Source organism: Aulosira sp. FACHB-615, assembly GCF_014698045.1.
Lineage (GTDB): Bacteria > Cyanobacteriota > Cyanobacteriia > Cyanobacteriales > Nostocaceae > Nostoc_B.
The window spans coordinates 40743-53703 of record NZ_JACJSE010000031.1 but is presented as its reverse complement, the minus strand read 5'-3'; the positions used below and the strand labels follow the sequence as shown (position 1 = coordinate 53703).

Genomic DNA, 12961 nt, shown 5'->3' with positions numbered 1-12961 from the left:
TATCACATATTGATGAGAATTTGTTGATAGGCTTGAATCATTTGCCGGGCGATCGCATCCCAGCTAAAATTTTCTAAAGCATATTTTTGAGCATTTATTCCCCGGCGTTGGCGTTCTTGGGGATTTTGCAAAGCTTGTTGCAATAACTCCAACAACGAAGATACCTCTGTTTGACCCACCCATCCCGACTGACTATCGCTTACTTGCTGCCAAATATGCACCTGGTCAGAAATCACTACAGGTATTCCCGCAACCATAGCCTCAGCGACTGCAATACCAAAGTTTTCGTAATAAGAAGGTAAAACAAATAAATCAGCCGCTTGCAGTAAACCAGCTTTCAATTCACCACTCACAAAGCCTGTAATGGTAGTATGCGATCGCAATGGTGAATTTTCGATTTGAAATTTGATTTTGTTTTCATAGTCTGGGTCTTGAGGATTTGTCCCAGCTAAAACAAAATGAAACTTGTGATTATCCGCCAACAGCTTTTCTAAAGCCGGAATCAACAAATTCAAACCTTTCTTTGGGTCAATACGCGACATAAACAACACCAAAGGCACATCTTCCGGTATACCTAACTGACTGCGTACTGCACTTGCTGAAATTCTTTGCGTTGGTTTTACACCCAAAGGAATTACTAAATCTTTTGTCTTGACTCCAAATCTTGCTGATATTTTTGCTTCTTGTTCACTAGTGAAATGAATTGCGGCTGCACCTGCTAAATTTTGGCGTTCAATCAACTCAACATACAGCTTTTTTAATTGTTTTTTCTTTTGTAAATCAGCCGGGTCAAGAGTACCTAAAGGACGCAAAATATAAGGTAATTTTTTCTCCCGACATACCGTCGCGGCTGCACTACTAATAGGCGAAAACAAAGCATGAATATGCGCTATATCAAACTCCTTAGCATGAATTTTTAGCCAATTAAGTAAATCCAGAGAAAATTTATAGCGACGAAATGGCGCACAACGAAAGTAAATTATTTCATAACCATCTTGTTGAATTGGGCGATTTAAAGGTACATCTAAAGGTTGTTGACCAGTATCACCATTGCTATCTGTGGTCAGAATAGTAACTTTTACACCTTCTTTTGCTAAAGCCGGCGCTAACCCTAAAACCATTTGGCTAGGGCCACCATAAATTAACGAAATAGACGGAACAATTTGTAAAATTTTCATGCCTATTTACTCTGAAATAATTCTTGATAAAACTCATACTGCTCTTTAGCAAGTGCCTTATTAGTGTATTTTGCCATTGCTTTTTGATAGCCATTTACAGCTAGATTTTGGTGTAATTCTGGTTGCTTGAGCAATTTTTTGATGCAATCAGCCAGTAGTTGAACATTGCCTTCGGGAAATATTAATCCACTATCACCAATCACATGAGGTATTTCCCCAGAATCAGAACCAATCACAGGCACTTGACAAGCCATAGCTTCAATTAATACATGACCAAATTGTTCTTTCCAACCAGCAGCAGTTAAAGTTTTAAATTTATAAGTAGTTTCGGAAGGTAGCACCAAGGTACTCATTAAATTAATATAATTAGTAACTTCGTGATGAGGAACACTTTCTACCATAATTAATCTGTCTTGGATTTGATTATCTGTGGCTATTTTCAAGATTTCATCTCGCAGTTCGCCTCGTCCTAAAAGCATTAATTTCCAAGATTCATTTTTTAAAGTTACTAAAGCCTGCAATAAAGTCAATAAACCTTTTTCTGGAACAAATCTTCCAACAAAACCCACCACAAAATCATCAGGTTTAATCCCTAATTTAGCAGCTAATTCTGGTTGTTTTTTGGGAGAAAAAAGAGTTTCATCAACACCTAATTGGGGCATAACTTTAATTGCGCCCTGATACCCTCTTTGCCGTAAAACTTCTGCTCCATCTTGATTCCCAGAAATAATTCCGTGGCTATTATTGAGATTAAATTTTTCTAATAAAGCCGCAGGTAATTTTAATGTGTAAGGTAAATTCCACCAAGTAAAAAAGATATTTTTTGCCTTTAATCCCAACAATTTATTTAAAATAATCGTCTGACTGTATGCCAAGCTTCTTGATGCTTGTTCTACTTGAATAACTTGTGGGCGAAATTGCTGCATCAAAGATATTAAATCAGTTCCAAATGTCAATAGCCCTTGATGATTTTGACTGAAATTAGAAATCGGCACTATTTTAAAATTACCTTCATCTTTATATTGACTTTCAATAGTCTGATTCTGTACACCACCGGGCTTCCAGATTTTAGGCACAACAACTGTCACCTCAATATCTGGTGCTAACTGAGCTAAAGCACGTAGTTTTTCACAATTAAGGTCTACTATATATGTATGACTAGCAACTAAAATTCTCATAGTTAATTTTCATGATAGATTGATAAATTTAACCGCAGATAAATGATATTATCTGCGGTGATAAAATCTAAACTTGTTCATCCAAATGGCTATAGATTTGTCCATCATTCCACACTGACTGAATGACAGTACCCAAAGCCTTCAGGAAACCCAAAGTGTAAAAAATAGCGCGAGTGAGAATTTTGATAGGTGAACCACTTTTATGACAAGGTGGTCTTCCGAGAACATGACAATCAAATAAACGGGCGTATAAACGTAAGGCTTGAGTCAAGGTTAAATTTTTCAGCCCTAATAAAAAGTGGTTGTGATAGAAAGTGAGTTGATATTTGAGCGATCGCATACTAATATCATGACAACCCCCAGTCTCTTCTCCCAAATGCACTAAATCAGCTTTTGGGTCATACCAAATTTTGTATCCAGTCTGTCGCAGTCGCAAACAAAAATCCGATTCTTCCCGGACTGCACTCCCACGAAATCTCTCATCAAACTTCAGTCCGTATTTCGTAAAAATTTCGCGCCGAAAAGACATATTGCAACCCCTAGCTGTTAAAACCTGCTGGGGCTTAATAGTATGTACTAAATCAATATGATACCAAGCAATGCCAGGATCCATTGCTTGGGGAGGGAGATATTCAATTTCTAATTTTCCGCCAGAATCACCCAATTTCATTCTGTCAAATACTCGTCCAGCTACAGCTCCTACCTCTGGATTTTGTACATAATTTTTCGCATGAGCCATTAAAAAGCCAGGCGTTAATTTTACATCATCATCAATAAATAAAATTATTTCCCCAGATGAGCGACGCACACCATAGTTTCGCGCCCCTGGTAAACTCGCCCAATTTAGGTGAAACAATTTAATTTTCCCTTTTGCCGCTACCTCTTCTAAATATGCTTGAACTTCTGGTTGGTGTTTTGGATATTGGTCGATTACCAAAACTTCAAAATTTGGATAGTCCTGATTGAGAATATCAACGATACTATCGCGTAGTGGTTCATCTCTTCCGTAAGTTGGGATGATTACGGAAATTAAAGGAAAATCATTCATGTGTTTGATTGTGAAATAAATTGTTTGTTTTGCTAGTAGAATTGCCCAATGTGGTGTCTATCGCTGTTGATGGAAACTTAATGAATTAAAACTTAATTTTTAAACCTTTTTTATTTGTTGCTTTTTCAGGGTTGGCATCTTCCTTCTCTTGTTTATCTATCACTGGCAATTTGAATAGTATTCCTGCACCCAACCAGTAATATACAGATACTGGATCGACATCTAAAGGATAGTAGTAAGTGTTGTAACTAATAAACAATATAAACACCCACATCGACGCTGCGTAACTGCGGAAATTACGGTTTTTTATCGAGCGATAAGTTGTGAACGCTGTAAATGTCAGTGTAGTAACTAAAGCCAGAAACCCCAATACGCCAAAAATCCCAATCTCATATATTAATTTGGGGTAGTAAGTCTCTACTAGTTTGGTTTTACCTAATGCACGAGCAGAGTTAGTGGCTCGACCTAAACCACTTCCTAGAGGGCTATCTGTATCTTTTAAGTTTTCTTCAAATTGCTGAATAATAAAATCTTGAGGTGGTGAAGCATTCCAACGACTGGCAAAACTATCTATTCTCTCTTGAACAACTACAGGGTTGCTCACAACGGCAATTCCCAAAATCATCACTAACCCTACTCCTATGGGGATAAACCGTTTCAAGTTAGCAATTTGACCAGTCAGCAAGAGTAACATGACAAAACAAGTAGGTACTAAGCCGAGGGCGATTCTTTGTCCCGAAATTACTGCATTGACAAAGATTAAAGCCATAGAACCTAAACTTATTAACCGCCAAAAAATTGACGGGTCGGAAAAGCCTGTAGCAAAGGCAAAAAAAGTACTAGAAATTAAAAACCATGCCCATTGCCAAGGTGCAACAAATGTTCCTGGTAGCCGAATTATTCCTTGACTGGGACTGTAGACTAGGGAACCACCAAAATAACATCTAGCGTCAAGTGTAGCCTTAAATAAGGCAGAACCTTCGAGATTTTTAGTTCCTTCACAAATTCCAGTGAGTAAGAATAAGTATTGGATCAATCCTAGGACACAACAGACGATAATTAGTACGATTTGTAGACGCGATAAGAAGAAAAAATCTTGCTTATTGCGAATTAGGTAGTAAATACAAGTAATTAAAGATACGTAACCTAAAAGAACTTTTAAACCGAGAATTCCTAAGCCTATGGGAAATTCTTTAACAGGTTCCTCTAATAGTCCAGCTGGTGGTGGGTTAAACTGTTGTCCACCATTGATAAATACGAGAGTGAGCAAACAAGAACCCAATAAAATAAACAATGGGATTTTAATTTGCTTGGGGATGATGAATGGTAGTTTCTGTTTGCGGCAAATTTGCCAAAGAGCGATCGCAGCTGGGATGTAAAATGAATCTTTAGCCAATTGCAGAATCGGACTATTACCAATGTAATAAGTAATTGTGCCGCCAAAGGGAACGTAGATAATAAAGGCAATTAAAGCCTGACGAGGGTATTTATAAGAAAAAGACATCACCAGTACCCCCAAGACAGCAGGTAATGCAGCCTTAATACCGGCAACTAAAAACAGCAAAAAACCTAAAAACAACGCACCAGATAAGGATTTAGTGAGTAAATCCATAAATTCTTTGCGGGCTTTCGTTGCTTGACGCTTTTGGGCTAACCTTTCTTGGAGGCTAAGAGTCGGTGCTTCCTTTTTAGGCTGCTTTTTCGAGTTTTTTGATTTCTGGACTTTTGATTTTACTTTTGCCATAGCAGCGCCTTAGCCTGTTAGCCTTTGTATAAAAAGTGCTGGTTACTGAATTAGAAATATAAGTTTTCCAGTGCTTTTTTTGTGTTGATGCTGGCTAATTACTCAATCCTGAAAGTTAAAACCCGATAATAACATACATAAAGCTAGTGTCTAATGAGACGCAAGAACTTGCTGATACTAAGTTGTAGTAAGTCCTAAAGTCGTATTTCCTCATACATTATCCAATGTGTTGACTCAGCAAGACCTCTATCTCCCTTGTCTCCCTTGTCCCTGAATGATGAGATATTTTTTTAGTTGTCAATCCCCAAGATTATTCCTGGCGCACACCTCCAACTACAGGTGTAACTTGATTCGTCGAAAATGGATCTGTACCACCAGTCCAATTAAAGTCACTAATGCGAATGCTGAAACCGCCTAATTCTAAGACGGGATTGTAGCGTAGGGTAATGCCATAGGTGCGGCGGCTATATTCTAAAACATAGTCTGTACTGGTTTCTCTGCCTGTATCCAAGTTAATTGAGGTCTGAAACCCAATCCGAAATGGCCCATAAATTTGTTGAACAATTCCCGCATTCAAGACTTGGTTATCAACAAATCGGTCAAACAAAAAAGGTGATAATCCGCTAGTTAAGCCTCTAGAGTAACTGATATTAAAGCCTGTGTAATCAAAAAAAGGACGGGAAAAATGGCCAATCTGTCCTTGTAAACCAACTGAACCAATGAGATTGGTTTGGTCATCTCCACTGGTGTAATAAGTAGTAGTACCTCTAATACTAGCTGACGCTTGTATATAAGGAACTACAGGTCTAGGTGTATAACGCAAGCCGGCGGTAGCTGTGGGGGCTAATGGTTTTCCCTGCCAGAGAAACACACCAGTGCTGAGAGCGGCGCTGGCTTGTAGACGACCTAAAGAGACACGATCAATTGTTTGACCAATGTTGGTGCTAAATAAGTTTTGACGATCGCTATTAGCAGTAATATATTGTGCGCTTGCTTGATAGTCGAGGTTAATACCACTTTTCCCCAAAGGAATAATCGGCGAGGTGACAACAGCGCCCAAATTACTTTGGACAGTTTGAAAGCCAAGAGAACCGTTATACAAGCGATCGCGGTAACTATATTCCACATTTAAAAGATGTGGATTGCGATCGCCTAATTCTCGCCGCAGTCGCAAACTCGCCCGCAAATTTGAGTCTAGTTGGCTCAAGTCAAAACTAGTTAATTCTCCTGAACCGCGCAGTGTGGTTTTTGGGTCTAAAACTGAATTCAGTTTACTTCTCACACCAAACAAAGATGCGGGATTTTCTAAACCTGACTGAATGGCTTTTTGTAAAAAAAACTGCGGTGTAATTGTCCAACTTGTTGTTTCGGTATTGATGGGTGTAAAACCTCGTTCCAAATATAAACCACCACGGTCATCGCCATCATAGCCAGGCGAGACAATTGCAGGAGTGACTTCTTGTTCCCGGCGGTCAATAGTTTGGCTATCTACGGGGATGGGTAAACTCAGACCTTGATCAAATACCAAACGCTGACGTTCGGTTTTAATGCGGTCAATTAATGGAGCTTGGCGTGTCAGTGTAACTTTACTCGCCCGTAACTCTAGTTCGGGAGGTGAAAATGGGTCATTGGTAATTCGCACATCCCTAGCTTGCCAACCCCGTGGATAAAAATCGATGTGTCTAGCTTCAAATCGCAGTCGCTTAACTTGTCCGCCTTGTTTTGGTGTTGGTAGATTACTTGCGCCACGACCACCGACAACCACGTTCACTTCGCCCGGATTTTGGACATTGGTGAGGGGTTGATTAGTACGAATGCGATCGCTTGGTGGTCTGAGTTGTAAACCACCAGGGGTATTCTCAGCAGGTAAAAAGCCCAAATCTGTAGAGGATGTGGGGATATAAATTTCGCCTCTGCCATTTTCTAATTCCCCACTGTCTTGCAAAAAGTTATAAGTAAAACGTTGACCACGCAATACTTGATCACCTCTAGTCAAGGCCACATCCCCTTCCCCAACGGCAATTAAGTTGGCTAAATTCACTTGTAGGCGATCGGCATCCACTACAGCCCCATCAAATCGCACTACTACATTGCCTTCCGCCGTCACAATTCTTCGTTGTTCATCATACTCCTGCCGATCTGAGATCACTTCCACAATTCTTTCTCTAACCACTGGTGTGGTTGTTTGTGATGGCTGTTGGGGCGTGGGAGAAGTTGTACTTGGGGGAGTTGGTTGGCTGGGTGATTTAAATTCTATATTGGTCGGGTTATTTGATTGGCTGGTGAGGTTGCGAGATTTAAACTCAATAATATTTTGAACTGGCTGAGTGTTAGGTATATAGTCGCTAAATTTCCCCGAAAGATTAATAGTTTTTGGTTGTTGTGGCTGTGCTGTTGTGCTTTGTGATGCGGGTGGAGTAACTTGTTCAGCAACGACTTTTGCTGCTGGGGGAAATTGCTGAACAGGTGACTGTGGTGTGATTTTTTCAGTGACGACTTTTGCGGGTGTGGGGATTTTTTCTGCCGATGCTGACTGAGTAACTGGTTCAGTGACGACTTTTGCAGATGCAGGGATTTTTTCTGCTGATGCTGGCTGGGCGACTGGTTCAGTGACAAATTTTGCGGGTGCGGGGAATTGCTGAACAGATGCGCCAGTTTGTGATGTATTTTCCCCAATTAGATTCCCTGACTGAACGCCATAACCAATACTGAGGGGTTGTCCTAAACTTGTAGCACTTCTGGAGGGAGAAAACGGCGATAGTGCTGGGGGTAAAGTTTCTGGTGTATGGGGAGTGGGTAGAGTTTTTGTCTTGACTAAATTATCTGAAGTAGATGCGATCGGTACTAATTGAGGCGGTAGATTTTTAGTATCGGCAATTTTGGCAGTTTGCGGTTTTTCAGCCGTGTTTTGAGCATCACTAGCTGATTCTACAAAAGCATAAGTTTGGGGATTGTCAACTGATGACAGCGAATTTGTCGATTTGATCGGTTCAATAACAGGCGGTGGCGCAGGCGGCAGAACTGGATGAAGCATATCTGGGCAAAATTAACCTAACAAATAGCCAACGATTAGCCGGAAAGATGAGAACACTTGTGTCTTCCGACTTTTGCTTTCTGCCTACGTGCAGCAAGCTGCTAAAAAGAGGAAATTCCACTGTCAAGGACACTGCTAGAAAACGCTTTCCTACTAGGGATAACTTTGCGATCGCCTAATAAATAGTATATTTTAATACTATTACTTTAGTAAAAACCCAGTTACTGTGAAGGGAAACTCCGTGTTAGCCAATGGCTGCGGATTTTCCCTGTGTAGCAACTGCTAATCAGTATTTAAACGTAAAGCTTTCCTGTAGGATAGCCAGCAATTGTCCGTGACTTTGGTTGTTTTCCACCTTCCGGCAGTCGCGGATAATTTGTCTTGTACTTACTCTAAATCCCGACGGCCGGGGTTACGAGCAGGATCATTTGACAAGAATCCGAAGACAAAGATAGTCACAAAGAAGGCAACAACAATATAAACAGCGATTTTTAAAGTCAGCATAGAAATATCTCCAAAGGGGGTCGGAAAAAGCTTCTCTCGGTATCTGCCATGCAGAAAAGATAGCTCCTTTATCTTACCCAAATCTTGTCTCGTTTTGAGCGCACTCTGTTGATAGGGGAGGCTATGTTATGACTACCCCATAGAGTATGGCACAGGTTTCGCCATTATCTCATGCTGTGGGTTGTTTTATAGCAGAAGGTAGGTTACAGGTGATAGGTGACAGGTTACAGAGTTAAATAAAAGCCTGTTGCTGTCGTTTACATTTACTAATGTCTTAACCAACCTAGACACTACTATTAAGTAGATGCTAATGAGATGTAGTTTTTGACTGGCTAATGTTGTGACGTTAATTAATGCCAGAGGTTTCCTGAAATTTTAGGGTGTAGGGGTGTGAACAATACGGTTCGGATAAGAAACTTACTTGTGTAGGCAAGCAAGGGTGCAGGGGTGCAGGGGTGAAAGGGGGAACGAAGGTACGCTCTCCCCTGCACCTGAAGCTCCTCCGCCCCCCTGCTCACCTCAACAGATACATTTGTTAACCGAACCGTATTGGGGGTGTGAGGGTGTGGGGTGTAGGTGTTCAGCACTCTTACACCCCTATACCCTTAAACCCTTACACCCGCCTCAACCAAAAACCGAATTTATCTGATTTGATCAGTTCACTTTCAAACCAGCCCTAGCTTGAATATATTCTGCTAGTTCGATTTTCACGGGTACAGCATTCCAAATTTCTTGGCAATATTCTTTAATGGCTCGGTCAGAAGAGAATTTACCCATCCTAGCTGCATTGAGAATTGACATTTTTGTCCAGTGTTCTTGGTCACGGTAAGCATGATTTACCTGGTCTTGACAGTCAATGTAAGACTGGTAATCGGCAAACAGCAGATAAGGATCGTGGTACAACAGTGAGTCTACTAATGGCCGGAACAGATTAGTATCACCATGCGAGAAGAATCCTGAACTGATCAAGTCAATGACTTCTTTGAGTTGGTGATTGCTATGGTAATAATCCCAAGGGTTATAGCCTCTGGATTTTAAATCATATACTTGTTCGGTTGTCAGTCCAAACAAGAAGAAGTTTTCTGCACCTACTTCTTCCCGAATTTCGATGTTAGCGCCATCAAGTGTACCGATAGTTAGTGAGCCATTCATGGCAAATTTCATATTGCCAGTCCCGGAAGCTTCTTTACCAGCCGTCGAGATTTGTTCGGAAAGGTCGGCGGCTGGGTAAACTCGTTGACCAAACCTGACATTGTAATCAGGTAAGAATACTACTTTTAGGCGATCGCGCATATCGGGATCATTATTAATCACATCCCCAACAGAATTGATGAGTTTAATGATTAATTTCGCTATGAAGTAGCCGGGAGCAGCTTTCCCACCAAAAATAAAGGTGCGGGGTGTAATTTCCAGATTGGGATTGTCTTTGAGGCGTTTATAAAGGGTGATGATGTGCAGCACATTCAAGTGTTGGCGCTTGTACTCATGCAGCCGCTTCACTTGCACATCAAACAGTGATTCGGGATTGACTTCAATTCCGTGGTTGTCCTTAATATAATTTGCCAAATAAGTCTTAATATCTTGCTTGGTTTGCCGCCATTCATGACGAAACTCAGCATCTTCGACAAAAGCTTCGAGTCGCTTTAAATCTTCTAAATGGCTAATCCAATCTGTCCCAATTTTACGAGTAATCAAGTTAGCCAGTTGGGGATTACTCACTACTATCCAACGTCGGGGTGTAACACCATTGGTTTTGTTGGTGAATTTCTCTGGCCAAAATTCGTAAAAGTCACGCAGAACATCTTGTTTGAGTAACTCTGTATGTAAAGCGGCGACACCGTTAATTGCGTGGGAACCAACACTGGCTAAATGTGCCATACGGACATATTTTTCCCCACTTTCATCAATCAATGATAGCCGCGCTAGGCGATCGCTATCGTCGGGATATTTAGCACGCACTTGACCGAGAAAGCGTTGGTTAATTTCATAGATAATTTGCAAATGTCTGGGCAGTAAGTTACTGAATAGTCTTAAAGGCCACTTTTCTAGAGCTTCTGGTAACAAGGTGTGATTGGTGTAGCCAAAGGTATTTTGCGTAATTTGCCAAGCTTGATCCCACTCTAGTTGATGTTCATCTACCAAGAGCCGCATCAATTCTGCCACACCGATGGAGGGGTGAGTGTCATTGAGTTGTACGGCAAATGATTGATGAAAAGTCTCTATGGTTTCGCCTTTTTGCAAGTGCAGCCGAATCATATCTTGCAGAGAACAAGACACAAAGAAATATTGTTGTTCTAAGCGCAGTTCTTTACCTTGCTGCAACTCATCGTTAGGATAAAGAACTTTGGTAATATTCTCGGAAACTACTTTTTTGTTGACAGCACCGTAATAGTTACCATCGTTAAATGCCTTAAATTCAAACGATTCCGGCGCTTCAGCTTTCCACAACCGTAAGGTATTCGCCGTGTTGACGCGATAACCTAAGATGGGCGTATCGTAGGGAACACCTTTGACCACTTTATCGGGAATCCAGCGTACCCGATAACGGCATTTTTCATCGTAATAACCTTCGGTGCGACCACCAAACTTGACTTCGATGGTTTCTTCTAGGCGGGGAATTTCCCAAGGGTTGCCTAAATGCAGCCATTTATCTGTAATTTCTACTTGCCAACCATCCCGAATTTCTTGGTCAAAAATACCAAATTCGTAGCGAATTCCATAGCCAATGGCGGGAATTTCGAGAGTTGACAGAGAGTCCATGTAACAAGCCGCCAGACGACCTAGACCACCATTTCCTAGGCCTGGTTCTTCTTCAATTTCGCGCAGTTGCACAAAATCTAGCCCAGTTTCTTCCACGGTTTGGCGGACTAAATCATAAATCCCCAAGTTGATCAAGTTATTGCTTAAGTGCGGCCCCAAGAGAAATTCTGCGGAGAGATAACTGACAACTTTGACACCTTTTTTTGTATAGGCTTCCGTAGTTTTAAACCAACGTTGCAACATGCGATCGCGCACGGTGTAAGCCAAAGCCATATAATAATCATTGAGCGTGGCTGTACCAGGGTATTTACCTTGGATGTAAAAAAGATTATCAGCTAAAGCACGTTTGATAGTTTCTTTACTTAACCCGGTGCGATCGTCTTCAAATTCGCACTGAAATATTGGAGCTTGCTCAAATGTCGTCATAATTATTTCCTATCAAGAATAGAGAGTAGACAAGAGCGAAATCACCACTCCTCACCCTTAAGTCATCACAGTTGGGTTCATGCTGTTAGTTGCTTCAGCCAGAGTAATGAAACAAGCAAGTACTCTTTAGGTATCAAGGTGATGTGCGATGTGATTTTTCTCTAGCTGGCTCAATAAACTCTGGGGATTGCACCTTGAGTACCTGTACCGGAAATTTTCACCACTACAGGAGAAGCTTGATAAAGCCAATGCGAATACCCTGTTTATGACTAAAACTGCCATTAACAGGGTGGGTATAACTTAAGTCATGATTATTTTATGACTTGGTTTCTTGAAGGGAAAAAAAAGACACACTTTTCTTTAGATACAGTGGTGATTATGTCCGGGTAATGCCTACGCCTGTTTCTGATAATTGCTGATTCATCCGATTTTTGACGACTTTTGCAGGTACACCCACAGCCACGGAGAATGGCGGAATATCTTTTGTGACGACTGCGCCTGCACCAATAACGCTACCTTGACCGATGGTTACACCATCTAATACAGTGACTCCATGTCCTAGCCAACAATCATCTTCAATCACAATTCCTTTGCGTGTGATGCCTTGGTCTTTAATTGGTTCTAAGGGATTTGTAAAGTTGTGATTGTTAGCATATATGCCGGAGTGGGCTGCAATCATACAGTGTTTGCCAATGGTAATATCTCCTGGCCCGGCAATACATACATGAGGGCCAATAAAAGTTTCTTCGTCAATATAAATAGATGTGTTGTCTAAACAACCAATATCAACATTGCGTTCAATAGCTACACCATAACCCAAATAAATTTTATTGTTGGAATGTCCTTGGGCATCAATTCTCACACCTTTAAAGATATGTACTTTTTTACCAATAGCGATGCAGTTTGTCCCCAAAAATTCCACACCGTTTTGGATATAAACTGAACTGTCTAACTGAGAAAAAATACTGCGATATAACCAATTACGGAGTTTTGTACCGAGAGCCATTGTCGGGATATCTGCTAATAAGGTTGTGAGTAGTACTTCCTTGAAACGTTGAATTTTAGCGGCGTATTTTTGGTTACTCATGG

The 12961-nt window shown here is 40.9% G+C and carries 8 protein-coding genes; all 8 read right to left on the bottom strand.

What is annotated here, in order from left to right; translation table 11 throughout:
• Nucleotides 1-2: 2 nt before the first annotated feature.
• The gene (gene hpsP, locus H6G77_RS29345) at nucleotides 3-1178 is read right to left on the bottom strand and encodes a hormogonium polysaccharide biosynthesis glycosyltransferase HpsP (protein WP_190873435.1); all 1176 of its coding nucleotides are present in this window, start codon (nucleotides 1176-1178) and stop codon (nucleotides 3-5) included.
• Nucleotides 1179-1180: 2 nt separating this feature from the next.
• On the bottom strand, nucleotides 1181-2356 hold the full coding sequence (hpsO, locus tag H6G77_RS29340; protein WP_190873434.1) for a hormogonium polysaccharide biosynthesis glycosyltransferase HpsO: 1176 nt from the start codon (nucleotides 2354-2356) through the stop codon (nucleotides 1181-1183).
• 67 nt (nucleotides 2357-2423) lie between these two features.
• On the bottom strand, nucleotides 2424-3404 hold the full coding sequence (gene hpsN, locus H6G77_RS29335; protein WP_190594434.1) for a hormogonium polysaccharide biosynthesis glycosyltransferase HpsN: 981 nt from the start codon (nucleotides 3402-3404) through the stop codon (nucleotides 2424-2426).
• Nucleotides 3405-3489: 85 nt separating this feature from the next.
• Nucleotides 3490-5148, bottom strand: a complete 1659-nt coding sequence (gene hpsL, locus H6G77_RS29330; protein ID WP_190594433.1) for a hormogonium polysaccharide biosynthesis protein HpsL — start codon at nucleotides 5146-5148, stop codon at nucleotides 3490-3492.
• Nucleotides 5149-5458: 310 nt separating this feature from the next.
• Nucleotides 5459-8182 carry a DUF3769 domain-containing protein gene (locus H6G77_RS29325; RefSeq protein ID WP_190873433.1) on the bottom strand — a complete coding sequence of 908 codons (2724 nt, stop codon included), beginning with the start codon at nucleotides 8180-8182 and terminating at the stop codon, nucleotides 5459-5461.
• Nucleotides 8183-8569: 387 nt separating this feature from the next.
• Complete coding sequence (locus H6G77_RS29320) at nucleotides 8570-8686, bottom strand: photosystem II reaction center protein I (RefSeq protein ID WP_015114068.1); 117 nt, start codon at nucleotides 8684-8686, stop codon at nucleotides 8570-8572.
• A 654-nt stretch (nucleotides 8687-9340) separates the two neighbouring features.
• Nucleotides 9341-11872, bottom strand: a complete 2532-nt coding sequence (locus H6G77_RS29315) for a glycogen/starch/alpha-glucan phosphorylase (protein WP_190594430.1) — start codon at nucleotides 11870-11872, stop codon at nucleotides 9341-9343.
• A 376-nt stretch (nucleotides 11873-12248) separates the two neighbouring features.
• On the bottom strand, nucleotides 12249-12959 hold the full coding sequence (locus H6G77_RS29310) for a DapH/DapD/GlmU-related protein (protein ID WP_190676267.1): 711 nt from the start codon (nucleotides 12957-12959) through the stop codon (nucleotides 12249-12251).
• Nucleotides 12960-12961 lie beyond the last annotated feature (2 nt).

Excerpts from the sequence above, each read along its gene's own strand:
- H6G77_RS29325 (WP_190873433.1), bottom strand. The coding sequence starts at position 8,182 with ATGCTTCATCCAGTTCTGCCGCCTGCGCCACCGCCTGTTATTGAACCG.
- hpsN (WP_190594434.1), bottom strand. The coding sequence starts at position 3,404 with ATGAATGATTTTCCTTTAATTTCCGTAATCATCCCAACTTACGGAAGA.
- H6G77_RS29315 (WP_190594430.1), bottom strand. The coding sequence starts at position 11,872 with ATGACGACATTTGAGCAAGCTCCAATATTTCAGTGCGAATTTGAAGAC.
- hpsP (WP_190873435.1), bottom strand. The coding sequence starts at position 1,178 with ATGAAAATTTTACAAATTGTTCCGTCTATTTCGTTAATTTATGGTGGC.
- hpsL (WP_190594433.1), bottom strand. The coding sequence starts at position 5,148 with ATGGCAAAAGTAAAATCAAAAGTCCAGAAATCAAAAAACTCGAAAAAG.
- hpsO (WP_190873434.1), bottom strand. The coding sequence starts at position 2,356 with ATGAGAATTTTAGTTGCTAGTCATACATATATAGTAGACCTTAATTGT.
- H6G77_RS29320 (WP_015114068.1), bottom strand. The coding sequence starts at position 8,686 with ATGCTGACTTTAAAAATCGCTGTTTATATTGTTGTTGCCTTCTTTGTG.
- H6G77_RS29310 (WP_190676267.1), bottom strand. The coding sequence starts at position 12,959 with ATGAGTAACCAAAAATACGCCGCTAAAATTCAACGTTTCAAGGAAGTA.